This is a genomic window from Clostridium nitrophenolicum, from assembly GCF_055391695.1.
The window spans coordinates 3,504,329-3,530,234 of the sequence record NZ_AP042469.1; the positions used below are offsets into that span (position 1 = coordinate 3,504,329).

The 25,906-nt window shown below is 31.7% G+C and carries 22 protein-coding genes and 1 riboswitch; of the genes, 5 read left to right on the forward strand and 17 right to left on the reverse strand.

The window, feature by feature from the left end:
- From kamD to ACZ5N4_RS16790, 13 genes are all read right to left on the reverse strand, one after another.
- Complete coding sequence (gene kamD, locus ACZ5N4_RS16730; protein WP_464203632.1) at positions 1-1,581, reverse strand: lysine 5,6-aminomutase subunit alpha; 1,581 nt, start codon at positions 1,579-1,581, stop codon at positions 1-3.
- A gap of 31 nt (positions 1,582-1,612) precedes the next feature.
- On the reverse strand, positions 1,613-3,082 hold the full coding sequence (kamC, locus tag ACZ5N4_RS16735) for a lysine 5,6-aminomutase reactivase ATPase KamC (RefSeq protein WP_464203633.1): 1,470 nt from the start codon (positions 3,080-3,082) through the stop codon (positions 1,613-1,615).
- A 10-nt stretch (positions 3,083-3,092) separates the two neighbouring features.
- Positions 3,093-4,124 carry a lysine 5,6-aminomutase reactivase subunit KamB gene (gene kamB / locus ACZ5N4_RS16740; protein ID WP_464203634.1) on the reverse strand — a complete coding sequence of 344 codons (1,032 nt, stop codon included), beginning with the start codon at positions 4,122-4,124 and terminating at the stop codon, positions 3,093-3,095.
- Positions 4,125-4,211: 87 nt separating this feature from the next.
- Positions 4,212-5,480, reverse strand: a complete 1,269-nt coding sequence (kamA, locus tag ACZ5N4_RS16745) for a lysine 2,3-aminomutase (protein ID WP_464203635.1) — start codon at positions 5,478-5,480, stop codon at positions 4,212-4,214.
- A gap of 31 nt (positions 5,481-5,511) precedes the next feature.
- Positions 5,512-6,546: an L-erythro-3,5-diaminohexanoate dehydrogenase gene (gene kdd / locus ACZ5N4_RS16750; protein ID WP_464203636.1), complete on the reverse strand. Its 1,035-nt coding sequence runs from the start codon at positions 6,544-6,546 to the stop codon at positions 5,512-5,514.
- Positions 6,547-6,558: 12 nt separating this feature from the next.
- A complete protein-coding gene (locus ACZ5N4_RS16755) occupies positions 6,559-7,224 on the reverse strand; it encodes a CoA transferase subunit B (RefSeq protein WP_464203637.1) in 666 nt (221 codons plus the stop codon).
- 1 nt (position 7,225) lies between these two features.
- On the reverse strand, positions 7,226-7,879 hold the full coding sequence (gene atoD, locus ACZ5N4_RS16760) for an acetate CoA-transferase subunit alpha (RefSeq protein WP_464203638.1): 654 nt from the start codon (positions 7,877-7,879) through the stop codon (positions 7,226-7,228).
- 35 nt (positions 7,880-7,914) lie between these two features.
- Entirely contained in the window at positions 7,915-8,736 is an 822-nt protein-coding gene (gene kce / locus ACZ5N4_RS16765; RefSeq protein ID WP_464203639.1) for a 3-keto-5-aminohexanoate cleavage enzyme, read from the reverse strand.
- 79 nt (positions 8,737-8,815) lie between these two features.
- Positions 8,816-9,199 (reverse strand): 3-aminobutyryl-CoA ammonia lyase, encoded by a 384-nt coding sequence (gene kal, locus ACZ5N4_RS16770; RefSeq protein WP_464203640.1) that lies wholly within the window; start codon positions 9,197-9,199, stop codon positions 8,816-8,818.
- Positions 9,200-9,328: 129 nt separating this feature from the next.
- Positions 9,329-9,509, reverse strand: a riboswitch (Lysine riboswitch).
- 422 nt (positions 9,510-9,931) lie between these two features.
- Complete coding sequence (locus ACZ5N4_RS16775) at positions 9,932-11,005, reverse strand: 2,3-butanediol dehydrogenase (RefSeq protein ID WP_464203641.1); 1,074 nt, start codon at positions 11,003-11,005, stop codon at positions 9,932-9,934.
- 172 nt (positions 11,006-11,177) lie between these two features.
- Positions 11,178-13,133 (reverse strand): sigma-54-dependent Fis family transcriptional regulator, encoded by a 1,956-nt coding sequence (locus ACZ5N4_RS16780; protein ID WP_464203642.1) that lies wholly within the window; start codon positions 13,131-13,133, stop codon positions 11,178-11,180.
- 400 nt (positions 13,134-13,533) lie between these two features.
- Positions 13,534-15,168 (reverse strand): aspartate 4-decarboxylase, encoded by a 1,635-nt coding sequence (aspD, locus tag ACZ5N4_RS16785; RefSeq protein WP_464203643.1) that lies wholly within the window; start codon positions 15,166-15,168, stop codon positions 13,534-13,536.
- Between the two features lie 924 nt (positions 15,169-16,092).
- On the reverse strand, positions 16,093-18,279 hold the full coding sequence (locus ACZ5N4_RS16790) for a DNA topoisomerase III (protein ID WP_464203644.1): 2,187 nt from the start codon (positions 18,277-18,279) through the stop codon (positions 16,093-16,095).
- Between the two features lie 213 nt (positions 18,280-18,492).
- On the opposite strand from ACZ5N4_RS16790, the gene ACZ5N4_RS16795 reads away from it, so the two are divergent.
- The 5 genes from ACZ5N4_RS16795 to ACZ5N4_RS16815 all read left to right on the forward strand — a co-directional run bounded on the left by ACZ5N4_RS16795 (position 18,493) and on the right by ACZ5N4_RS16815 (position 22,244).
- On the forward strand, positions 18,493-20,082 hold the full coding sequence (locus tag ACZ5N4_RS16795) for an ATP-binding cassette domain-containing protein (protein WP_211144109.1): 1,590 nt from the start codon (positions 18,493-18,495) through the stop codon (positions 20,080-20,082).
- 119 nt (positions 20,083-20,201) lie between these two features.
- Positions 20,202-20,471, forward strand: coding sequence for a DUF1294 domain-containing protein (locus tag ACZ5N4_RS16800; RefSeq protein ID WP_464203645.1), 270 nt, complete (start codon positions 20,202-20,204; stop codon positions 20,469-20,471).
- Positions 20,472-20,620: 149 nt separating this feature from the next.
- On the forward strand, positions 20,621-21,037 hold the full coding sequence (locus ACZ5N4_RS16805; protein ID WP_464203646.1) for a hypothetical protein: 417 nt from the start codon (positions 20,621-20,623) through the stop codon (positions 21,035-21,037).
- 343 nt (positions 21,038-21,380) lie between these two features.
- A complete protein-coding gene (locus ACZ5N4_RS16810; protein WP_464203647.1) occupies positions 21,381-21,896 on the forward strand; it encodes a MarR family winged helix-turn-helix transcriptional regulator in 516 nt (171 codons plus the stop codon).
- A 111-nt stretch (positions 21,897-22,007) separates the two neighbouring features.
- Positions 22,008-22,244, forward strand: coding sequence for a hypothetical protein (locus tag ACZ5N4_RS16815; RefSeq protein ID WP_464203648.1), 237 nt, complete (start codon positions 22,008-22,010; stop codon positions 22,242-22,244).
- Between the two features lie 360 nt (positions 22,245-22,604).
- Here the strand turns inward: ACZ5N4_RS16815 and ACZ5N4_RS16820 are convergent, their stop codons facing one another.
- The 4 genes from ACZ5N4_RS16820 to ACZ5N4_RS16835 all read right to left on the reverse strand — a co-directional run bounded on the left by ACZ5N4_RS16820 (position 22,605) and on the right by ACZ5N4_RS16835 (position 25,891).
- Entirely contained in the window at positions 22,605-23,345 is a 741-nt protein-coding gene (locus ACZ5N4_RS16820; RefSeq protein WP_464203649.1) for an NAD(P)H-dependent oxidoreductase, read from the reverse strand.
- Between the two features lie 206 nt (positions 23,346-23,551).
- Positions 23,552-23,860 carry a hypothetical protein gene (locus tag ACZ5N4_RS16825; protein WP_464203650.1) on the reverse strand — a complete coding sequence of 103 codons (309 nt, stop codon included), beginning with the start codon at positions 23,858-23,860 and terminating at the stop codon, positions 23,552-23,554.
- Between the two features lie 418 nt (positions 23,861-24,278).
- Entirely contained in the window at positions 24,279-25,094 is an 816-nt protein-coding gene (locus tag ACZ5N4_RS16830) for an ABC transporter ATP-binding protein (RefSeq protein WP_464203651.1), read from the reverse strand.
- Positions 25,088-25,891, reverse strand: coding sequence for an ABC transporter ATP-binding protein (locus ACZ5N4_RS16835; RefSeq protein WP_464203652.1), 804 nt, complete (start codon positions 25,889-25,891; stop codon positions 25,088-25,090). The genes ACZ5N4_RS16830 and ACZ5N4_RS16835 overlap by 7 nt, the downstream gene beginning before the upstream one ends.
- Positions 25,892-25,906 lie beyond the last annotated feature (15 nt).

Here is a 25,906-nt window from a genome sequence, read left to right on the forward strand (position 1 = left end):
CTATACTGTACCTGTAGGATGGTCATCTGCTTTGTCTTTTAACATCATATCTATAAATGGATTGAAATAATCTTTTCCTTTTTCAACTACCCCATCCAATCCTTTTCCTCCATCTATTGGTCTTTTGACTCCTGCAAATACTCCTCTTTCAAGGGTCTTGAATAATCCTATAGATTCTATCTCCTGTAGAAGTTCACAGGCTTTGTTTAATACTTCTGATGCTCTTTTTTCCATTATGCCGCCTTTTTTAAAACTTATTTCTTCACCTAAATCCTCCATAGTATTAAAAATATATCTAGCATTTTCTATAGATAGTGCTCTATCAGACATAAATGGAGTATGAATAGCTTCTGTAAGCATTCCAAGTAAATGAAGCTTTTGCGAGGTTAATACGGTAATCATATTAAATAATGCATCTTGAACGTGGCCCTTAAATATGTTTCCTGTCATAAACTTAGTAGGAGGCATGTATTTTAGTGGTGCTTTCGGGAATATTTCTCTAACCATTTGAGCCTGAGCTAACTCATATACAAATCCATTCTTTAACTCAGGGTTAATTTCAAATGCATGTCCTAGTCCCATTTGTTCTTCAGGAAGTCCTGCAAAAAGAGCAAATTGTTCATTAATAAATTGAGAAGCAAGTACTGTATGAGCTTCCTCAACTGCATCTGAAGTAGTTAAGTAATTATCCTCTCCAGTGTTTATAATTACTCCTGCAAAACCATTAATTATCCTTGAAAAATATTGATCTACAATAGTTCTTTTCATATTTATATCTCTAAATAATATTCCATAAAGAGCATCATTAAGCATAACGTCTAATCTTTCTAAAGCTCCCATAGCTGCAATTTCAGGCATGCAAAGCCCTGAACAATAGTTACAAAGTCTTATATATCTTCCTAGTTCTTCTCCAACTTCGTCTAAAGCTTTTCTCATAAGTTTAAAGTTCTCTTGAGTAGCAAAAGTTCCCCCAAAGCCTTCTGTTGTTGCACCATAAGGTACATAATCTAGTAAGCTTTGCCCTGTTGTTCTTATTACTGCAATAATATCTGCTCCTTGTTTTGCAGCAGCTTCAGCTTGAACTATATCTTCATATATATTTCCTGTTGCAACAATTACATAAAGATATGGCCCTTTTTTATCTCCAAACTTCTGAAGATATTGTTCTCTTTTATCTCTATTTTTTCTTATTCTTTCAACTGTTTCTTTTGCAATTCTATTAACAGCTATCTTTATTTCGAATAAATCTTTCATTGGAAGCTTAGTTAAATCTAGTTCTCTTTTTCCCACTTTTTCTGCTATCTCCTGTGGAGTTAGATTTGTATTGACTATTGCATTTCCTATAAATAAAGCTGCTCCCATTGAAAGCCCATTTCCCTTTTCTATGTTATCAACTACTACGTTAGGAAGAGGTACTCCATACTCGTCTACTCCGTCAATTCCAAGAAGTCTACATATAGTTCTTTCTACAGATATAGTAGTATTTTTATTAATGAATTCTTGAGTATATATCGCTATATTTTTAGCCGCTTGTCTACTCTTATCCACTATAGCCCAGTCTAAATTTAATTTACTTTCCATAGCTTTTTTCCCCTTCTTTCCCTCTGATATATCATTTCATTTTGTAATCATCGCTATAATATTTTTTTGCTATATTTATAACTTCATCTTCCAATCCAAGCAGTACACATATATTTAAAGCATCCTTTGGAACTCCGCTTTCTTTTGATACCCTCTCTAAACGATATTCCATATGATCTTGCATTATTTCTACCGAATACCTCTTATTTAAATCAATCTTGTATTTTAAAGAATTAAAATCTATATTTTTAAGTCCTATTACTTGGTAGTGCTCCATATCATCATCAGTTATTCCATCATAATGAGTTGAAATAAGGCTTACAGAATCAAAATTTATTAAATATTTCGATATTGACTTAACTAAATAATAGCCTTCCTTAGGATTTGTTCCCCTAGCAAATTCATCTAAAGCAATAAAACCTTTTTTCTTTTTTGCATCTTCAATAACTTCTTTAAGCTTAAGTATTTCTGCTCCAAAAGTACTAAGTCCCTTAGATACTGACTGCATATCATCTGATATAAAATGTATAAAATCCAATGTTGGTACTACTGCATGCTTTGCAAATACGAAAAATCCACACTGAGCAAGTAGAAGATTTAAAACTATAGTTTTTAAAGCAACACTTTTTCCTCCCATATTTGCTCCAGTTACAATAGTAGTACCTCTAGTAAGCTGTAGATTTAAGGCTGTAAAGTTTTTGCCTTTATTCTCTAAAATCTCAGCAATCATAGGATTAAATACATCTTCAAAAACAATCTCCATCTTGTCTGAAATCTCAGGCTTTACGCCTTTATATCTTAAAGTTAACTTTGCCTTTGCTAATAAAAAATCAAACTTACCAATACTTTCAATATTCTCTTTTAATATATAACAATACTCCTTGATTTTCTTGGTTAACTTTGTTCTTATAACTAATTCTTCTTCCTCTTCTTCTAATACTGTATTTAATCGTTCTTCTTTAAGAGCTTTAAGCCTCAGCTCATCTTTTTCTATTATTATTTTTTCTTCAAGTCTTTCTTTCTCCGCTCTAATTTTCTTCAACTTTTCAGAATAGCTATTATATATATAAAAGGTAGGAATTCTTTTGCCTTCTGGATCTAATATATTAACTAAATTTTCAAGGGAGTGAAATCTAAAATCTACAATATTTAAATTCAGACTTTCAAAAGCTAATAAAAACTCATTTATCAATAATCCAAAGCACTTTATCTCATATAACTCTATATCATCTAAGTTATCTAAGTTCTCGCATCTTTTTATAGAGCTTCTAATATCTTTAATCTTATAAAATATTCTTTCTATATCATTATAAATTGCTTTATTAAGCTTTAAATTTTTACACATAATATCTAGAATGTTTAGTTCATTACACAACTTATGAATTTCATTTCTTTTAAAAGGCCTTATATTCTTTTTTTCTTGAACTCCATATGGCGTTATAACTTCTAGCTTATCTAATATAAATAAAAAACCTATTTGTTCCCTTTGCTCATCATCCAAAAACTTAATATTAATCACCTCCAACTACATCGAAAACTGGCAGGCTAATATTTTTTCTAAGTTCATCTAAAAACTTATGTCTATCAAATTCATATCCATAAGGTGATTTAGGATTACATGTAATACATACTAAACTTATCTTATTAAGTACCTTTAGTATTCCTCCCTGCTTTTGAAACTTATAAAAGGTTTCTCTTTCTGCAAAACATTTAGTTCCATCTTCTATTAAGAAGGTAATTCCCTTATATTTTTCTGTAGATTTCATAATATCTACTAAAAGTCTATCTGATGCTATACCTTTTATAACTACATGACTAACTTTTTCCTTTAAATTCTCACATATTTCTCTAGAAGCTTCTAATGAAGTCAATATATCTAAACACTTTATAGTCTTATCTTTATATATAAATCCAATTTTTGAACTCTTTATTATCTCTCTACATAGTTCTAAAATTTTCTTGTCATTCTCTGTTTCCAATGATAATAATTTGACTATATAACTAGTATTATCTACTACCTTATTAATACTCCTTTCAAGTGATGCTCCAGTGGATAATATTGCAGCTTCAGTTACTACTGGCGAAGCTAATGTCTTTCTGCTAAGAGCTCCATCTACTATAACTAATTCACTGCCACATTTTAAAAGATTATGACATATATTTTTCATAGCAGAATTTATTGAAGGTCCACCTAATTCCACGTATCCATCACTTAAAGCTCTAGTTATAATAACTTCTCCCATAGGAGTGTTAATTCCGGTGGTTTTTATAATTTCTTTAGTAATGTCACTATTTAATAAACACTGTTTAGCAGTAGCTACATAGGTCCCCTTTTCTATATAAATTTTTGGTTTTTCTGTATACGTAACTCTATCACTATCTTCTCCATCTCTACCTATGGAGGTAAGACCAAGGGACATTTTTCCCCTGGCCTCATTTAAAATATAGTTCAACACTGTGGTTTTACCTACATTTTTATCCATACCTATTATTGATATTGTTTTATATGCTTTTATTCTTTCTAATATATTTAGTTTTCTCATATCTACTGATACCTCATGGGCTATACTAAAAGTATATTATTACGCCGAATAATCACTTAATAATATCTATTCGTACGTACTCATGCACTAAATTAAATTTTCCTTCTTATGCTTTTCTCTTTGTTTTCTCTCTAAGCCTTCTGGCTCAAGAGCCATTTGTTGATGATTTAATAGTCCAGCAATTCCAACTCTCTTTTCTTTCTTTTCTCCACTGCATTCCTCACAATGACAACCTGGAACATAGCCTGAAGGCTCTTCATAAGTGGTTATAACTCCTTCAAAGTTTCTAAGAATAACTTTGTTATATCCTTGAGAAACTACATAGTTTGGCATCACAGGAATCTTTCCTCCACCACCAGGGGCATCAACTACAAAGGTTGGAACACAGAAACCTGATGTATGTCCTCTTAGTCCTTCTATAATTTCAATTCCTTTTGATACAGTTGTTCTAAAGTGTTCAAGTCCAACGGAGAGATCACATTGATATATATAGTACGGCCTAACTCTTATTTTGACTAATTCATGTACAAGTTTCTTCATTACATTTACACAATCATTAACTCCTCTAAGAAGAACTGATTGATTTCCAAGTGGTATACCAGCATTAGCTAAAAGTTCACAAGCTCTTCTCGATTCCTCAGTGATTTCATTAGGATGATTAAAATGAGTATTAAGCCATATTGGATGATATTTCTTAAGCATATTTACTAAATTCTCTGTAATTCTCTGAGGCATTACCACAGGAGTTCTTGAGCCTAATCTCACTATTTCAACATGCGGTATATTTCTTAATCTTTGGATAATGTATTCAAGCCTTTCATCAGAAAGAAGAAGAGGGTCTCCACCTGATATAAGCACATCTCTAATAACAGGAGTCTTTGCTATATAATCTATTGCATTGTCAATTTGAGTTACTGGTAAGGCTGTATCGCTTTGACCAGCAAATCTTCTCCTAGTACAGTGCCTGCAGTACATTGAACATTGATCTGTTACTAAAAGCAATGCTCTATCCGGATATCTATGAGTTAATCCTGGTACTGGTGAATCTCCGTCTTCATGAAGCGGATCCGTTAAATCTACGTCAGATTTAATTAATTCTGCTGCTGTTGTTATAGCCTGCTTTCTTATAACATCATTTGGATCATTGATATCAATTAGCGATAAATAATATGGAGTTATTGCCATCCTTAAAGATTTAAGACATTGCTTTACTCCTTCTTCCTCTTCTTCCGTTAACGGTAGATATTTTTTCAACTCGTCTACAGTTTCTATTCTATTTCTTACTTGCCATTTCCAATCATTCCATTGTTCATCTGTAACATCTTTAAAGAGTTCATGTCTTTTATTTATTCCCATATATAGCCCCCCTATGAATTTAGCATCAATATTAAACATACATTTCTTCAAATAATTTTCTTAATATTTCACTTTCTCTTAATTCAGCAAGCGTTATTTCAGCATGGTCTTTAGTATATCCATTACCTATTATCATAGTGACGTCTTTACCTACACCTTCAGCACCTAATGCAGCCTTTGTAAAGCTTGTTGCCATTGAGAAGAAGTATACTGTACCATTATCTTTAACCGGAAGTATACAAGCCATTTCAGTATTAGCCACATTTACACAGCTAATTGAAATATCAACTTCTTTTCCATCGTTAGCTTCTAATGTCTTATTTAATACATCTACAGGTTTTTGAGCATCACTAATTATAGCCTTATGACATAACCCAAGCTCTAACACTTTCTTAGCTTGAGCTTCCTTTCTTACCATTGCTATTACTCTTCCAGTTGGTCCCACTCTTTTCATAGCTTCATAACAGCAAAGTAGTCCTGACTTGCCATTTGCACCTAAAATTAAAACACTTTGTCCTGGTTTTACAAGCTTGGCTGTCTGAGCTGGAGCACCTGCTACATCCAACGCTGCTAATGCCAATGTTTCTGACATGTCCTTTGGAAGTTTTGCATATATGGCACTTTCAAATAATATTGCTTTTGCCTTAACTTCAACTCTATCTATTTCAGGTTTTATATCTATTATTTCTTCAATTTTTAATGGAGTTAGAGAAAGTGATACAAGAGAAGCTATCTTATCTCCAACTTTTAAATCTATATTAGCTAAGTCTTCACCTATTTTAGTTACAGTTCCTATTAACATTCCACCGGATCCGGTTACTGGATTTTGCATTTTCCCTCTTTCATTGACTATTTCAAGAATTCTAGCTTTTATTTTTTCTATATCTCCATTTGCTTCCTGTTCTATTTGAGTAAAACTAGCTGAATCTATATTTAATGCCTGAACATCAATTAATATTTCATTGCTGTAAATTTCCATATCATTATCAACCTTATATGCTGCTTGTGTTAAAACTCCCTTTGGTTCTATTACTCTATGTGTACCATATTTACATCCTTTTTTCATAATAACTTCCTCCTATACATTCATAATTTTTATATTTTCATCTATAATCAAATCAGCATCTGTCATCGATCTAATTTCTTCAACACTTGTATCTTTGTGAATTTCTTTAAGTACAAGCCCTTCTTTTGTTACTTCTATAACACAGAGTTCTGTAACTATAAGGTCTACAACCCCTTTCGCTGTTAAAGGTAAACTGCATTTTTTAAGTATTTTAGGCTTACCTTTTCCGGTATGCAGCATAGCTACTATTACTTTTTTTGCCCCTACAACAAGGTCCATGGCTCCTCCCATGCCTGGAACCATCTTGCCCGGTATTATCCAGTTAGCTAAGTTTCCCTCTTGATCTACCTCTAAAGCACCAAGCACAGTAATATCAACATGCCCTCCTCTTATTAGTGCAAAAGACATACTGCTGTCAAAGAAAGCTCCATGAGGAAGTATTGATACATATTGTCCCCCTGCATTAGTTATATCTAAATCTTCTTCTCCTTCTTTCTTTAAAGGTCCCATTCCAACCATGCCATTTTCTGATTGAAATGTAACATTAATTCCTTCTGGCACATAGTTTGCAACTAAGGTCGGAAGTCCTATTCCTAGATTTACAAGCTGTCCATCCTGTAATTCTTGAGCAATTCTTTTGGCTATAATTTGTTTTGCAAGCTTGCCATCTGTAATCATACTACTCAATCCCCTCTATAATATAATCTACTAACACCCCTGGAGTTGTAACATAATCAGGGTTTAATTGTCCTGTCTTAACGATTTTTTCTGCTTCAACTATTACTTTTTCTCCAGCCATAGCAATTATAGGGTTAAAGTTTCTAGTAGTTCCTCTATAGAATGTGTTTCCAGACTCATCTACTATAGTTCCTCTAATAATTGATAAATCAGCTTTTAATGGTAATTCTAAAAGATAATCTTTATCTTCAATTCTTATCTTTTGTTTACCCTCTTCAATGGTTGTACCTACACCTGTAGGTGTTAAAACTCCTCCAAGTCCTGATCCACCAGCTCTAATTCTTTCAATTAGCGTACCTTGTGGTACAAGCTCTACTTCCATTTCCCCTGAATTCATAAGTCTACCTGTTTCAGAGTTTGTTCCTATATGAGATGCTATAACCTTCTTAACCTGCATGTTCGCAATAAGCCTTCCTATTCCTCTATCTACATAACTGGTATCATTTGCAATTATAGTCAAGTCCTTTATATTGAGCTGTATTAGAAGATCTATAATTTTATGCGGAGTTCCACAGCCTAAAAAACCACCAATCATAATAGACATACCATCCTTAAAGAGAGGCTTTAAATCCTCCGGCTTAACAATCTTATTCATTTTGTCCCCCCTTAATCTTAAATTATTTGCTCAAACTATTTACTAATACCTAAAATTTCTCTTGCTTCCTTTGCATTGGCAATATCTCTTCCAAGCTCCTTTGCCAGCCTTACTACCTTTTCAACTAATTCACCATTCGACTTAGCAAGTGTACCTTTTGATAAGTAAACATTATCTTCAAAGCCAACTCTAACGTGCCCTCCTGAAATGATGGACATAACAGCAACTGGAAACTCATTTCTGCCTATTCCGGACACAGTAAAGGTGCTTCCTTGCGGTATACTTCCCCTTAGAAATTCAAAGTCTCTTATAGCAGCATCTATTCCTCCATTTACACCCATTACAAAGTTAAAATGCATTGGAGTTTTTATATATCCCTTTTTCTGGAGTCTTATTGCCATATCTATCATGCCTTTGTCAAATACCTCAAGCTCTGGCTTTATACCTAAATCAAGCATTTTTTCGCCAAACTCTTTTATTGTATTTTCAGTGTTGACAAACACTTCATCTCCACCAAAGTTACAAGTTCCGCAATCTAGAGTAGCCATTTCTGGTTTAAGATATATGGGCTGAAGTCTTTCCTCATTAGTCATTCCTACCGCTCCTCCAGTAGATGGTTGGATAATTACATCTGGGCACCTTCTCTTAATTTCTTCCATGCATAATCTAAATCTTTCCTTATCCTGAGTAGAGGTTCCATCATCATTTCTTACATGTAGGTGTATAATACTTGCACCTGCTTTATAAGCCGCTTCTGCCTCTCTTCCAATCTCCTCTACTGTATAAGGAACGCTAGGATTATGCTTTTTTGTGACTTCAGCACCACAAATTGCTGCTGTAATAATCAGCTTCTCCATGAAATAATCTCTCCATTTCCTCTTAATATTCGACTCAAAAATTACTTTATAAAAAATATTCGGACTTTTATTATGGTACTTATTTTTTTCTTTGTTTGCTATTTGGTACGACACAAGTTCCACTAGCTTTGCATACTACAATAGGTTCTTCTAATACGTCGCAAGCTGAATCATTTATATCTGATCTTGGAATAATCACTTTTCTTGCTTCAAATACCATTTTCCTTGAAGAGTTTCCACAGCTTACAATTTCTCCTACTGCTTCAATGTAATCCCCAGCATATACAGGCGCTAAAAACTCTACATTGTCATAAGCTCTGAACAATCCCTCATCTCCATCATTTCTGATTAAGAGTTCTGTAGCTACATCTCCGAAAAGATTCAACATTTTTGCTCCATCTACTAAGTTTCCGCCATAGTGAGCATCATGCATACTCATTCTCATTCTAATCATTACTTTCATTGTTATTCCTCCCTTAAACTGTGATATTTGTTGGGACATAAATAAACTTAAAAAAAGCATTGAAAAATTTCAATGCTTTAGAGTTATAAGTTATTTACGCCACTCATGCAATGAAAATTTTCTTCTCATCACATAAATAGCGCTCCATGATTATTCACGGCAGTGATAGAACTACTATGCTCTATCCCCAAGGATATATCTAATATCAAATACACCCTTTCGGCAAATAAACCCTTTGCTTTTAATATCGGAGGATGTATTCTCCTTAACACTTAAAAGCTACCTTTTTACTTGCACCTCTATTTATGTACTAACCTATTTTTTTGTCAAATTGATTTATTTTGCTTATTGTACTTTTATTTATTCCTATGTTTATTTTTAAGTATTACTCATGTGCCAAATGTGTTAATTTTTTATTTAGCTATACTTAATATTTATAATAGTTTATTGTAAAATATAACCAATCTAAAAAATAAATTTTTTTATTTTTTAGATTAGTTTTAATACTAATTAAAAAATAACGAACCTTAGCGGCACTCTCTTCATTCAAATATATTTAAGGTTCTATTTTTGTAATCACATCATTTATATTTTACTGCTTTTGTTTAAAAAGCTAGTATTTACAATAAAAAAACACCAGGTAAGTTACCTAGTGTTTTTATATCTATTTTCTTATTTTGCTTATTTCATTTTTACAAGCCCTAGCAAATGGTGTTGCATCTACATTGATAGTTATAGAAGTGATTTATCTGGAGTTACAAGTATTTTAACATGTTTTTTCTTTTCTGGGCCAGTTAAAGAACCAAATCCTTCCTCAACTATATCATCAAGAGCTATTTTCTTTGTTATATATCCTTCTGCTTTTATTCTTCCATCACTCATTTGCGCAATTGTTGCAGGAAACTCATGTCTATATGCTAATGTCCCAACAATTTTCTTTTCTGAGAATACTAAAATATTAGGATTAAAGCTTGTCTCATTTTCCCAAATACTTGTTACTACCATAGTTCCTTCAAATTTTAAACTATTAAGTCCTATATCAAATCCTATCTTAGCACCAGTAGTTTCAAATGCAGCATCTACACCTACTCCATCTGTAAGTTTTTTAACTTCTTCCACTATATCAACTTCATTTGGATCTAATACTACGTCTGCGCCAGCTCTCTTTGCATATTCCTGTCTTATTGATTTTCTTTGTAAAACTATTACAAGCTTTGCACCAGCTGCCTTTAAGCATTCTATAGTCGCAAGTCCAATCGGACCTGATCCTAATACTATTGCAGTATCTCCAGTTTTAAAGTTTGCTATTCTTATTGAGTGAAGTGCAACAGCCATTGGTTCTATTAATGCGGCTTGTTCGTAAGACATATTATCTGGAATTTTGTGTATAAACTCTTCTGGAAACACAGTATATTCAGCAAGTCCGCCGCCACTTCCGCAAAGTCCATGAAAACCTAAAGAAGAGCAAAGATTATACTTTCCCTCTTTACAAGCAGGGCATTTTCCACAGGCTACAATTGGCTCTACTACTACTCTATCACCAGTATTAAACTTTGTTACACCTTCACCTACTTCTACTACTTCACCAGAAAATTCATGACCTAAAACCACTGGAGCTGTAGTACCACTTAATGGATGTGGTTGTCCAACTGGAATAAATATAGGTCCTCCTAAATACTCATGCAGATCTGAACCACAAATTCCACACCACTTAACCTTAATTTTTACTGAACCTTTCACTACTTTTGGTTCTTCAATTTTTTCAACTCTTACATCATTTTTTCCATACCATAATGCAGCTTTCATAATTATTCCTCCTAAAGTATATTTTAATTTATGTATGTTAATCAATTCACAGATATATAGAGCAAATATTGTGCCAAAATAAAAAAGGCCTACTTGCAAGCCTTTTATCAAAACAAGTGTCAATATGACACATTACTGTATGTATTATATTGACACATCTGCTTTTCAATTCTCATTTTGACACATTTTTATTCTCTTGATTGTTAATATTATATCTTTTAATCTTTCTATATAAAGTTGATCTGCTCATATTTAATAATTTTGAGGCTTTAATTTTACTTCCACCACAGCCTTTTAAAGCATTCATAATATTTTCCTTTTCTAATATTTGAATAGGAATAATAGTATCGCTATTTCGATGATATTCGATTACAGTATTATCATCCTTATAGCTTTGAATACTAGATGCTGATACTAATTCAATGTCGCTTAAGTAGTAGTCTCTTTCAACTACATTTCTAAGTTCTCTTACGTTACCAGTCCAATGATACTCTTTCAATTTATCTATATAAGACTTGTGCACTTTTTTACTTTGTCTGTTATTTTTAATATTTAACCTTTCTACAAAATGACTGACAAGCACCTCTATGTCTTCTTTTCTTTCTCTTAGAGGTAAAATTTTAATATTCATTACACTCAGTCTATAATAAAGGTCTCCTCTGAAATTTTTCTTGCCTATTTCCTCCTGCAGTGTTCTATTTGTTGCCCCAATAACTCTTACATTAAGTTGCTTTTCATAAGTTCCACCTACTCTAGTAATCTTATTGTTATCCAATACTCTCAATAGCTTAGATTGTATATCTAATGGAAGTTCTCCAATTTCATCTAAGAAAATTGTACCACCATCAGCAAGTTCAAACTTGCCCGGATGACCTTCTTTAGAAGCTCCAGTAAAGGCCCCCCTCTCATAACCAAACAATTCACTTTCTACTAACTCTCTAGGTATAGAAGCACAGTTTACTGCAACAAAAGGTCCTCTTTCCCTATCACTAAAATTGTGTATAGATTGTGCAACAAGTTCCTTACCAGTTCCGCTCTCCCCCTCAATGAGAATATTACAATCACTTTGAGCTGCCTTTTTAGCAAACTCTATTATATCTTTCATTCTATTATTACGAGTAATGATATCTTCAAATCTATAAGTAGCTTTATATCCAACTACTTTATTTACTAAATTGTGCACATGTTGTATCTCTCTAAAGGTTATAACTATACCTACAGACTTGCTGTTAACTCTCATAGGTACAGCATTTATTGTGCATTTTACTCTTTTAGAATTTATATAAAAATCACATTCTACGTTATTATAGGATATATCTCCCTTACTTATTATTTCATTAAAGCTAACGCTTCTTAGTGAATCTCTTATATTTAATTTTACTGCTTCTTTATGGGTAATTCCCAAAATTTCCAAAGCTCTATCATTAATTCTTTTTAGTTCTAATTTTTCATCTAAAACAATCATACCTTCACAAATTGAATCAAAGGTTATATTCATGAGTTTATTTGAAATTGTCAAGGCTAACTGTTTTTGTATAGATTGTGCTGCAGCAGTTACAATTCCTAGTGTATGAGAGTGTGCACTATAATAATTGCCGGACATGTTTATGCATCCTATTATATCTCCTTCTTCATCATGAATTGGAGCAGCAGAGCATGTCCACGAATGCTGGTTTATTCCAAAATGCTCTGCACCAATAGTTTGTATTGGCTTATCTAAATAAAGTGCTGTACCTATTGCATTAGTTCCTACCGCTTCTTCCGTCCACAGTTCACCCTTTACAAAATTTAATTTATCTGCATTTTGCATAATATCACTATCACCAATTACGTCAATTACATAGCAATCCTTATCAACTAGCATTATAGCAAAACCTGAACCTGCTACAATACTATAGATACTTTCCATCGTAGGACGGGCTACTGCTATTAACTCTGAATTTTGTTCAATTTTAAGGTCTACAGAGATATTTCGAGTGTTATTTCCTTTTCCGTTCATCGGATCTACACCATATGCCTTACACCTTCTCCATGACTCTGCAATTTCTGGTCTTACCGCATGACTTATATAACCTTTATCAATAAATTCTTTCCATGCATTAGATATAAATTTCATATAGTTCTCCAAAATCCTCACCTCATTTTACATATTAAAGCTTTTAGATTGCTAAAACAAGGAGTAAACTAAAAATTCTATTTCTTTATATCTATAGAGGTTTAAATCAGGGCCCACATGATGATACTAGACCGAAAATTAGTTTCTCTATATAGATATCCAACTTCGATAATTGACTTAACTAAGGTATTCATAGGGGTACATCTGACAGTACATTTAATGGTTTTATGTTAGCTCTTGGCGAAGCTGCTTTAGAACCTCTACAATTTTAAATACTGTTTGAGCATAGCGAGTTTATTTAAAATTGTTGAGGTTCTTAGCAGCAAGCCCTAGAGATAACTAAAATTATTAACAGTACAGAAGAGGTCCCCCTATGAATACCGATAATAAGTCAAACATTCAGGTTGGATATCTATACTTTCTTTGTCTTCTTCCATGATGAAACATATTCCTCTAATATTTTATGGAGTACTCCTCCAATTTTCGAGTAAGATTCATCATTTAGATTAGCAAGAGATATTCTAATTGACCATTCTGGACCGTGGAATCCACCACCACTTAGCAATACTATAGAAGATTCCTCTGCTAAACGGAGAAGAATATCTACAGGTTTATGATTGCTTTGTAAGTAATCAGCAAATTCATTACCATAATAATGATTTGCCCATTCCAGCAAATCAAACTCTGTATAATAAGCTGCATCATAAGGATCTTTTCTTAGACTTATTCCTAAGCTGTTGAATAGCAGCATCTGGCGGCGACGGCAAATATCCATTGTTAGCTTTTTATAGTTATTTTCTTTATCAAGCAGCGCAAAAACTGAAAAAAAAGCCATCTGTACTTGCTGCGGTGTTGATAAGCCTGCTGTATGGTTAAGAGCTACCTGACGACTACCTGCAACAATTCTATCAATAAAAGGTATTTGTTCCGGATTTGTGGAAAGAGCTCCATAACGCTGTTTCAATTCTTTCTTTTTATCCTCTGGCAACTCTTTTAATAATTTATCAAATACATTATGTTCATAAAGCGCAATAGTTCCCAGACGCCATCCTGTTACGCCAAAGTATTTCGAGAACGAATACACTCCAATTGAATTGAATGGCAAATCTGCTACTATAGAACGAAAATTGTCAACAAAGGTTCCATATACGTCATCTGATATAATCATCAAGTTAGGATTATTCTTTTCCACTATATCTTTTAGCTGTTCTACTGATTCAGGTTTCATTGCTACTGAAGGTGGATTGCTTGGATTTACTATAAAAAGCGCCTTAATACTTGTATCCTGAAGCTTCTCCAGCTCTGATTTAGGATATTGCCACGTATGTGTGCCATCTTCAGTCATTTCTTTTGCAACAATTTCAACAACTTCTAAACTATAACGTGGTAAGTGAGGAACCTCTAAATATGGCGTAAATATTGGTGCTGCTACTGCAATTTTATCACCTTTAGATAGCAATTCATTAGCAATTAATGAATCAAATATATAACACATTGCTGCAGTGGCACCTTCAACAGCAAAAAGATTAAATTTACCTACTGGTGGCTTATTATAACACATTTCCTGAACAAGATAGTCATGAACGACTTTTTCTATATGTATTAGCATTCTATCTGGCACTGGATAGTTATCACCTATAATTGCATCCGCCAATTCATATATCCAAGCATCTGGATCAAAACCTTTGTTACTTATTCCGTAGTTAACTATACTTTTTAGAAGTTCTATTCCAGGCTCTCCTTGATGCTTATTAATATACACACTGAGACGTTCTGATATTCCTTCTTTTTTAGGCATTCCTGCTAAATCATGATTGTTCCATACTCTTCGAGTTTCTTCAACGGCAAATTGTCCAAAAGCAAAAAAAGCTTCACGAGGTGTTGCCGCAGTCCAGTTAGGATTACCTCTTCCCGCATCTAATAATGCGTGTGCACTCTTCTCCTTCTGTCCTTCCGCTAAATTAATTAATCTATCTTTAAGTTCAAAGGGACTAATTTTGCCATAAATAGCTTCTACCTCTTTACGCTGAACATTGTGAGTATCCATATTTGCGCTATTCCTCCTTATAATAGTTATTTATTATATATGCAGCTTTTGTATGAGATTAATATTTAGGCATAATCAAATAAATAATAGACCAGTATTCTCGCCTATTTGCCACGAATACTTCGTCGGCAAAATTCAGGCATAGCCCCACTATGACTGGATTTTACCTCCTCGTCTCGTGACAAATATGCTTCGAATCTTTGGTCTCTTATTTCTTTTCATATGCCTTAAATTAATATATTTTTCAATAAAGAATATAATTGTAGACTATGAATTTATATTCTCCATATCTTAAAATTGTATTCTTTATTATCAAACCCTTAAATTATACTACCTACAACATAATAATCTTCTTAAAAGTAAAACTAGATTAAATTTAATTTCTACAAAAACTAAAGAGCACTAGAATATCCAGTGCTCTCATACAGACTTATAGTTTCTCTTAGCAGTCTTATTAATAAATCTTTATTATATTCATGTTTTTAGAAGGAAGTTAACCCTGTAAAAAAGAAAGAGCCTTCCCCTCCATTTACGCGCGGTTTTATATTAGGTTGTAAAATTGATACTAAAACTTGCTTATTCTTAAACTATAAGTCAAGTTTTGATTTTTTATCCTCGTAAAAAATAATAGTAGGCAATTTCCTAACTACTATTATTCTTCAGTATTTTATTTAAAATCCTTTTCAAATTCATCAAATGTATTAAATTTTACTACAAACTAATAAAGAAAGATCTATATATCTAAATAGCCTCGGTTTATGTACTTATATATACGACTTAATTCTAACTTTTAGATCATTATTTCACCCTTCTAGCTGCTAAACCGCCCTTATACCTAATTGTTACAGCTTTGTTGAATAATTACTACATAGCTAATACACTTAATCCTATTACCAAAGCACTAAGTGCATTAGCTTATTTTTCTTATTTTAAGTTTAACTTAGCCAAAGCATCAGCCAATGCTGAATTCATTGGTGCTTCACTTTCTTGCTTCATCTTCTTCATATAATTTGCTACATCTCTTTTACTGTTCTTGCCTTCCTTATTGTCAAATCTCTTATTAAAAGAGGCAGCTTTTTCTCTGAAGGTGCAAGTTGTACATACATAGATTTGTCCTTCTCCCTGTCCTCTAAGCTCAAGCTTCTTATGACAATTCGGGCATCTCGCATTAGTCAACCTAGCTAGATTTTCTCTATGACCACACTCTCTATCCTGGCATACAAGCATTCTACCCTGTTTACCTTTAACCTCAAGCATATATTTGCCACACTCAGGACATTTTTTACCAGTAAGGTTATCATGTTTAAACTTATCGCTGCTTCCCTTAACATCTTCAACTAGCTCTGCTGCATAGTTTCTCATTCTATCTATGAATGCTCTAGGATCTTTCTTTCCTTTACTAATAAGCTCTAATTCTAATTCCCATTCTGCTGTTAATAATGGAGATTTAAGCTCATCAGGAACTAATTCTATAAGTTGCTTTCCTTTTGATGTTGGGATAATTTCTTTACCGTTTTTTTCTATATAGAACATGTTAAATAACTTTTCTATAATATCAGCTCTTGTAGCTACCGTTCCTATTCCTCCAGTTTCCCCAAGGGTTTTAGCATGTATTTTATCTATAGTTACATACTTTTGTGGTTTTTCCATAGCAGATAACAAAGTACCTTCATTAAATCTTGCTGGTGGTTTAGTTTTTAGCTTTTTGCTTTCCACTGCTGATATATTTATTTTGTCACCTTTTTTAATTATAGGTAACTCTTGGCTTTCTTTTTGATCCTCATCTTCAGTTAGATCACTAGCTCTGTCATATACCATTTTCCATCCCTTTGACTTTATAACATTACCTTTTGCTATAAAGGTTTCTCCATTAATATCTGCAGTTATAGTAGTTTGTAAATATTCAAAAGGTGGCAGCATAACAGATAAAAATCTTTTAACTACTAAGTCATAAACATTTTTTTCTTCATTACTTAATAGTGATAACTTCACTGTTTCCTCTGTTGGAATAATTGCATGGTGATCACTAACTTTACTATTGTCTACGAAACCCTTATGAGCATTTATCTTGCCCCTTAATATTTCATTAGCACAAGCTCTATAATTACCTATAGAAATTGCTTTTAAACGTTCTGGTAATGTAGCTACTATATCCGTAGAAATATATCTTGAATCTGTTCTAGGATAAGTTAATATCTTATAATTCTCGTATAATCTTTGCATTATAGATAACGTCTGTTTAGCTGAATATCCAAAGATTCTATTAGCATCTCTTTGCAGCTCAGTTAAGTCATAAAGAGCAGGAGCATGCTGCTTCTTATAGCTTTCCGTAACATCAACTACATTACATTCCTTGCCTTTAGTTGATGAAAGAATCTTATTTGCTTTTTCTTCATCAAAAATATTACTACTATTATTTTTATCTCTCCATTGAAGAGTAAATCCTTTTGCCTTTGCACTTATTACAAAATAATCCTTTGGTTTAAAATTCTTTATTTCTTCTTCACGATTAACTATCATTGCTAAGGTTGCAGACTGTACGCGTCCTGCTGTAAGTTGTGCATTATGCTTACATGTTAAAGCTCTAGTGATATTTAGGCCAACAACCCAATCAGCCTCAGCCCTACATTGTGCTGCCTTATATAAATTGTCATATTGTGATGAAGGTTTTAAATTTCTGAAGCCTTCAATTATAGCTCTATCTGTTTGTGAAGATATCCAAAGTCTCTTTATTGGCTTATTTACTCTTACTTTTTCAATTATCCATCTTGCTACTAATTCTCCCTCACGACCAGCGTCAGTAGCAATAACAATTTCAGTTACATCTTTTCTATTTAATTGTTCCTTAACTGCATTGAACTGCTTACCACTTTGCTTTATAATTACAAGCTTTAAGTGCTTAGGAAGCATCGGTAAATCTTCTAACTTCCAACTTTTATATTTATCATCATAAGCTTCTGGATCAGCTAATGTAACTAAGTGTCCAAGTGCCCAAGTTACAATATACTTATCTCCTTCTATATATCCATTTCCTTTTTTACTGCATTTTAGAACTCTTGCAATCTCTCTAGCAACAGATGGCTTTTCCGCTAGCACTAGTATTTTATTCATATTAACAATCCTTTCAATTAGCTGTAAATAACAGCTATTTAGTAACCTTATTAATATTAACATAAACTTTCCTATTATTAAAACATATTGTTTTTATAATAGGAAAATTTTAATTAATATATGTGTTTTTTATTTTTAACGAGTGAAATTTCCGTAAATTTATGATATAATAGCGCGATGGGTGTCAAAATTTAAATAGAGGAAGGTATTAACGTGATTACAGTAACAAATATAAGTTTAAGATATGGCGAAAGAAAACTTTTTGAAGATGTAAATTTAAAATTTACTCCTGGTAACTGCTATGGTGTTATTGGAGCAAATGGTGCAGGAAAAAGTACATTTTTAAAAATCCTATCTGGAGAAATTGAACCTAATACAGGAGAAGTAAACATGGCTCCTGGTATAAGAATGTCAGTGTTAAAGCAGGACCATTACCAATATGATGAATATCAAGTGTTAGATACAGTTATTATGGGTAATGCCAGACTTTATGAAATAATAAAGGAAAAAGAAGCTCTTTATGCAAAACCAGATTTCACTGATGAAGATGGTATTAAAGCTTCTGAACTTGAATGTGAATTTGCTGAATTAGACGGTTGGGAAGCAGAAGCTGAAGCTTCTTCATTACTTCAAGGTCTTGGTATTTCAACAGATCTTCATTACAAAAATATGGCGGATTTATCCGGTTCTGAAAAAGTAAAGGTATTGATTGCACAAGCTTTATTTGGTAAACCAGGCGTTCTAATTCTAGACGAGCCAACTAACAATTTGGATCTGAAATCTATCAATTGGCTAGAAGAGTTTTTAATAAACTTTGAAGGTACGGTTATAGTAGTTTCCCATGACAGACACTTTTTAAATAAGGTTTGTACACATATGGCTGATGTAGATTTTGGGAAAATCAAGTTATATGTTGGAAACTATGACTTTTGGTATGAATCTAGCCAATTAGCTCTTCAACTTATGAAAGACCAGAACAAGAAAAAAGAAGAAAAAATTAAAGACTTACAGGAATTTATAGCTCGTTTTAGTGCTAATGCTTCCAAATCTAAACAAGCTACTTCTCGTAAAAAACTATTAGATAAAATCTCAGTGGATGATATTGAACCTTCTACAAGGAGATATCCTTTTGTAGGTTTTAAACCTGAAAGAGAAGTAGGAAATGACATATTAAGAGTAGATGGACTTACTAAAACTATAGATGGAGAAAAAGTTCTGAACAATGTCAGCTTCATAGTTTCTAAAGAAGATAAAATAGCTTTTGTTGGAGATAATGAAATTGCTAATACAACCTTATTTAAAATTCTAACTGGAGAGCTTGAACCAGACAGTGGAGAGTATAGATGGGGTGTTACAATTACAACAGCATACTTCCCAAAAGATAACTCTGAATTCTTTAATGATGTTGACCTTAATCTAGTAGACTGGCTTCGTCAGTTCTCTGAAGAAAAATCTGAAAGCTATTTAAGAGGTTTCCTAGGAAGAATGCTATTCTCTGGTGAAGAAGCTCTAAAAGAAGCTAAAGTATTATCTGGTGGAGAAAAAGTAAGATGTATGCTGTCTAAAATGATGTTAAGTAGTGCAAATGTTCTAATTCTAGACCAACCTACTAACCATCTTGATCTTGAATCTATTACTGCTTTAAATAATGGTTTAAGAGATTACAGCAGCAATATTTTATTTACATCTCATGACCATCAATTTATACAAACTATTGCTAATAGAATTATTGAAATCACACCATCTGGATTAGTTGATAAAAAAGTTACTTATGATGAATATTTAGAAAGCACAAATTCATAAGACTATGAACTAAAACTTAGCCCCTTAAAGTAGACATGCAGAGAAAATCTCTGTAAAATCTACTCTAAGGGGTAATTTTACATTTAACTAAAAATAACTAAATTTATGGAGGCTAACTTATGAGAATATTATTTTATTATATTTTACTTATTAATTTATACGGAGTAATAGTGATGTATTATGACAAAAGCAAGTCAATAAAGCATCAATGGCGCGTACCAGAATCAAGAATTTTTCTAATATCATTTATCTTAGGTAGTGCTGGAGTATTTTTAGGAATGTATTTATTCAGGCATAAAACTAAGCATAAGAAATTTACAATAGGAATACCCCTAATATTTATCATTCAATTTTATATATTAAACAAGCTTATACTTCATTTATTTTAATCTTATATATTGTTTAAATTGAATAACCTATAAAAAGGCATAAGTTTTATAGCTTTTTATTTTATATAGATAAATTTATAAAGAACATTATAAATAATTAATATAGTTCATATTATAGTACTGTAGGAATTTATAAAGGAGTAAAATATATGGAATATAATCCGATCGAAAATAATATTCCTGAGAACAACTATACGGATACTGAAAACTTAATGAAAGAATACGAAATGATGCCTAGAGATATTTATCAAACACCTATGTATAATACAGTACCTTATAATATGTATCAAATGCCTTATCCAACAATGTCACATTATAATTATTATCCTTGGTTAATGCGAAGCTACCCTATGATGTATAATCAACAACCTATGCTACATGGCTCTTTTACCAACTATCCTATGAGACAAAGAGATGATGATTACTTGCTTCCGTTATTTTTATTAGGTCTGACTTCCTATATTTTAGGTGATGCTGGTTATTATCCGCCACCTTACCCTTATTATTCACCTTATTACCCTACTTATTATCCACCTTATCCTGGATCTTACTATGGTCCTTATTAGATTTATATTATAGGATTACCTATTAAAAATTTAACTTCCGATCCATATATGAGAATTATTAAATTGTCTCAACTTACAAAATTGTTGTAAACAAGTGTGAGAGCAGTTCATACATCTTAGAAATTTTAAGATGATATGAGCTGTTTTGTTTATTAATTTTATTTCTGTAAACACTTAAAATAAATATTCTTAATAAACTCTATATATTACAATTAGTAATATAAACTATAAATAATTATTGTATTATTTTATAATATTTTTATAAAATGAATGTATAAACTCTTAATATATTGTATAATTTTAATATGTATAAATAAATTAATAATAATTTAGGAGAATAAATATGGATAGAACAATGCAGGATTATTATTTTAACATATTCTTAAATCTAATAAGAACTACATACATGAACTTAGAAAAGAATTGGGAAAATGTAGCCAAAGAATCCGGTCTTACTCATGCCCAACAACACGCTTTGTGGATTTTGAATTTTTTAGATGGGCTTACGTTAGATCAACTGGGTAATATAGCTCTTTGGAATAAATCAACTACTTCAGCATTAATAAGCCGTTTAGAAAAGAAAGGATATATAAAAAAGGATAAGTATTTAGATAATAGTAGAGTAATTAAAATTTATATTACAGAAGAAGGAAAGTCAGTGCTCGAAAATAGCGTTGCTACAAAAACTGCTTATGAATTCATGGGTCTTTTCGGACAGTTCGAGGATAACGAAATAGAATCATTCTTAAGAACATTGCATAAAATTACAGGTATGGTCGGAACATGGGATTTAACAGACTTTGAAAGGTTTTTGGATATATCTTCTGACAAAATACTTACCAAGGAAGCAGAACAGTAATTTTTAAATGCTCCTCTATTTTGTTTTTAATTATAATAATTTATCATAAATTTTTATATATATTCATATACTTAATATGTATTCATTTATTGCATAGGAGGTACCGTGAATATGAACAATGAGCAACTATTAGAGATACACAGTAGAACTGTGGAATTTGAAAATATAAAATATATCTATATTGAAGATGACCATTCTATTCTAGTTAAATTAAATAACTCTATATTAAAAATATCAAATGTAGATTATCAATATAAAAACAGTGTATGCGAAATTATAGACCCTGATAATTGTGTATTTGTTGATAAGAGTTATTTGGATAATTTATTGGACAACATGTTTAAATAATTATGCCAGAATTTATACTAAATACTGCAATACAATTTGAACAAAAAAAGATACTGGAATTTAACCAGTATCTTAATTAGGAGGCTATTATAGACTCATTTATTTAGAGTATTACATCTTATCGTAATAAATAATTTTTTTAACTTTCGGAAACATTTTGTCAATTTTAGTAGCACTGCAGAATCACAGTGCTACTAAAGGGGACTTTATGAATATTATTTGTATGTTTGGGTTTGTTATTTGGTGTACATCTTTATTATATGATTTAATTATGTAATAATTATTTCTTTTTTGGAAACATTTTGTTAACAACAAAAAGTGCTGATTTGTACTCAGCACCTTGATTTTAAACTGTATAGCCTAGTTTAAAATTTTATCAAACATATTACATAGTTCTTGTAAGTATTGCTCTCTTACTTTGTCCTCAACATTTGGAACGCCGCCTAAAAACTTATGTTGAACTACTTTCATGCCGCAGAAACTGAATATTCCTATGTCACAAGTCTGTTGTATTGAATTAGTCATTCCGTAGTTATCGTAAGTTTCACATGAAGTTCCCATAGGGGTTACAATGATTACCTTTTTGTCTTTTAACAAAACTGATGAACCTTTTTGCTCATTTGTTGAGTTATCTTTTCTTTGATTAGAATTTTCAGATTCTTTATTATCGCCATCTGGTTTTTCACTAGAATTTTTCTTTGAATTATTTGAGTTTTCTTTTGACGTATCCTGTTGTTTCGAATCTCTGCTTTGCTGCTTTTGATCACTACTTTCCTGCTGAGCAGCCAGTTGATAGGAAAATACTCTATCTATATATCCCTTAAGAATAGCCGGCATACCAGTCCACCATATCGGATATATAAAAGTAATTAAATCAGCCCATTCTATATAATTTTGTTCTCTTTTGATATCTTCTGGAGTATTACCTCCACATAGCCCTTCAAAATCAGCTGCCCTTAAAATTGGATCAAATCCTATAGAATAAAGGTCTCTTACTTCAGTTTTACACCCCTTTTTCATAGAACATTCTTTAGCCTTTTCCAAAATGGCATTGGAAAAACTAGCTGAACTAGGGTGCGCATAAATAATTAAATGATTCATAAAGATGCCTCCGAATTATAATATTTCAATTTAAAACACCTCTATGTTTATTTTTACCTTATTGTTTTTACTTATCCAAATTAATTTAAATTTTCAACATTAATTTTTTATTTTAAGAATAAAAGACTATAATTTAATGAAAAGTTAAATTATAGTCTTAGTTAATTTTGCGTATTTTACGAACAAAAGTATATATGATAAGAATATTAATTTTTGGACCAATTGATAATTGATCTGTTATTCTGTTTTTTATATGAATGTTTGCTTTGATCTTTCTTCCAAAGACTTTTCTCAATTAGTTTATTATTAAAATAATTCATATATTTACCCATTAAAAATGAATCATCCACAAAATATCTGTCCGGCTGTTTTTTATATGTTTTAGCATAGTTGCTTTTAACATTAGGAGGGGTATTAAAATTTTTAGTATCACGTCGCAGAACTGGTTGTTTTTCACTTAAAATTATGGAAATAGCTAACAACGCAAGTGTACTCAATACAAATATTAAAATCATATTATTACATTCCTCCTTTTAGTCGGAACACTGGGTAATTTTGCTTGTTTTCCTTCGGGTACTGGGTAACTTAAGATTTTCGCTTCCGCTCACAAGTTACCCGTAAAAGTTCATTTAGAACTTTTACCTAGCAAAATTACCCGTTAAAGTCCATTTAGGACTTTAACCTCCCATTATAAATATGATACTCAATGATATTCTGTTACTGTAAGTATATTATAAAACTTGAAAAAATTCACTAATTTTTTATTGAAAATTTCAAATATTCAAATATATTTTTATTTAATTATTATCTTGTTCAAATTTCAATAGACAAGTGTTTTCATAATATATACATAATATTATCCAAATTCTATACTTATATACCTTTATAATTAATATTTCAAAATATAAAAGTTCAGTGATGTGATCACTGAACTTAAATTACTATTTTTTCATTAATTCTTTTATTGGGATTATTAATAGGTACTGAAGATATTAATTGACTAGTGTATGGATGCTTTATCTTATACCCATTATCTTCATTGTCTATAGTTTCTACTATACTGCCTTTATACATTACCATTATTTTAGGACATAAATATTTTACTGCACTTATATCGTGAGATATAAATAATACGCCCATGTCATTAAGACTATTTAATTTTTTAATCATGTTCAAAATTGACGCTTGGGTACAAACATCCAAACTAGATATAATCTCATCACATATTAGAAATTTAGGTTCTAAAAGCAGTGCTCTACATATGTTTATTCTCTGTCTTTCTCCACCACTTATATCTAATGGATATTTATTTAATATATCTTCTTTAAGATTAGCAAAATAAATTATATCCTCAATTTTCTTTATTTTTTCTTTTCGCAGTATTTTATAATGATTGTTTAGAGGTTCCATTAAAGAGTCTAATACTTTAATGTTAGGATTAAGTGAAGTCATAGTATCTTGAAATATTACCTGACAGCTTTTTCTAAAGCCTTTTATTTCTTCTCTTTTTAACGCCCAAATATCTTTACCGTTATACTTTATATATCCATTTGTAGGCTTTTCTAATCTCATTATTAAGCGAGAAAGAGTACTTTTACCGCAGCCACTCTCTCCTACCAGTCCTACTACATCTCCGCTATCTATATTAAATGAAATGTTATCTACAGCTTTTATACTTTCGCCTCGAGATTTAATTAAAGATAACTTTGTTTTATAAATTTTAGATAGGCCATCTACTTCTATTAGCATACTTCTAATACCTCTCTATCAAAGGTTGCTTTAATTAATGAAATTGTATAGCTGTGCTTTGGGCTATTAAAAATTTCAAATACGTTTCTCTTTTCTACTACGCAACCATCTTTCATAACAATTACCTCATCAGCCATCTCCGCAACCACTCCAAAATCATGGGTTATTATTAGTATAGTTGTATTGAACTTCTCTTGTATATTTTTAAATTGTTTTAATATCTCCTTTTGCGTAGTAACATCTAAAGCTGTTGTAGGCTCATCGGCAATTATTATTTCAGGTTCCATAAATATTGCTGCAGCTATCATCATTCTTTGCAGCATGCCACCACTTAATTGAAAAGGATATTGCTTTAAGATTATTTGTGGATTTTGCAAATTCAAGCTTTCCATTATATCACAGAATTTGACTTCAAATTCTTTTCGATTTACTATCATATTACTAGATATCAAATCGTAGATTTGTGATCCTAAAGTTAAAGATGGGTTAAAACAATTTATAGGATTTTGAAACACGGAAAATATCTTCTTTCCTCTTATATCCCTCATTTCTTTATCAGACATTTTAACTAGGTCTTGCCCCTGAAAAAATATGTTACCTTGAGAAATAGATGCATTCTTAGGAAGCATATTTATAATAGACATAGCTGTCATACTTTTGCCACTTCCACTCTGTCCCACTATGCATGTTATCTTGCCTTTCTTAACTTCAAAGTTTATTCCTTTAACTACTTCTTTAATTTCATTTTCAATTCTAAACTCTGTTTTTAAATTCTTTATTTCTAAAATGGTTTCCAATAAAGCACCTCCATT

Coding starts and splice junctions, on each gene's coding strand:
- kamD (WP_464203632.1), bottom strand. CDS start 1,581: ATGGAAAGTAAATTAAATTTAGACTGGGCTATAGTGGATAAGAGTAGA.
- kamB (WP_464203634.1), bottom strand. CDS start 4,124: ATGAGAAAACTAAATATATTAGAAAGAATAAAAGCATATAAAACAATA.
- kamA (WP_464203635.1), bottom strand. CDS start 5,480: ATGGGAATAAATAAAAGACATGAACTCTTTAAAGATGTTACAGATGAA.
- kdd (WP_464203636.1), bottom strand. CDS start 6,546: ATGAAAAAAGGATGTAAATATGGTACACATAGAGTAATAGAACCAAAG.
- ACZ5N4_RS16755 (WP_464203637.1), bottom strand. CDS start 7,224: ATGATTACAGATGGCAAGCTTGCAAAACAAATTATAGCCAAAAGAATT.
- atoD (WP_464203638.1), bottom strand. CDS start 7,879: ATGAATAAGATTGTTAAGCCGGAGGATTTAAAGCCTCTCTTTAAGGAT.
- kce (WP_464203639.1), bottom strand. CDS start 8,736: ATGGAGAAGCTGATTATTACAGCAGCAATTTGTGGTGCTGAAGTCACA.
- kal (WP_464203640.1), bottom strand. CDS start 9,199: ATGAAAGTAATGATTAGAATGAGAATGAGTATGCATGATGCTCACTAT.
- ACZ5N4_RS16775 (WP_464203641.1), bottom strand. CDS start 11,005: ATGAAAGCTGCATTATGGTATGGAAAAAATGATGTAAGAGTTGAAAAA.
- aspD (WP_464203643.1), bottom strand. CDS start 15,168: ATGGATACTCACAATGTTCAGCGTAAAGAGGTAGAAGCTATTTATGGC.
- ACZ5N4_RS16790 (WP_464203644.1), bottom strand. CDS start 18,279: ATGAATAAAATACTAGTGCTAGCGGAAAAGCCATCTGTTGCTAGAGAG.
- ACZ5N4_RS16800 (WP_464203645.1), top strand. CDS start 20,202: ATGAGAATATTATTTTATTATATTTTACTTATTAATTTATACGGAGTA.
- ACZ5N4_RS16805 (WP_464203646.1), top strand. CDS start 20,621: ATGGAATATAATCCGATCGAAAATAATATTCCTGAGAACAACTATACG.
- ACZ5N4_RS16810 (WP_464203647.1), top strand. CDS start 21,381: ATGGATAGAACAATGCAGGATTATTATTTTAACATATTCTTAAATCTA.
- ACZ5N4_RS16815 (WP_464203648.1), top strand. CDS start 22,008: ATGAACAATGAGCAACTATTAGAGATACACAGTAGAACTGTGGAATTT.
- ACZ5N4_RS16820 (WP_464203649.1), bottom strand. CDS start 23,345: ATGAATCATTTAATTATTTATGCGCACCCTAGTTCAGCTAGTTTTTCC.
- ACZ5N4_RS16825 (WP_464203650.1), bottom strand. CDS start 23,860: ATGATTTTAATATTTGTATTGAGTACACTTGCGTTGTTAGCTATTTCC.
- ACZ5N4_RS16830 (WP_464203651.1), bottom strand. CDS start 25,094: ATGCTAATAGAAGTAGATGGCCTATCTAAAATTTATAAAACAAAGTTA.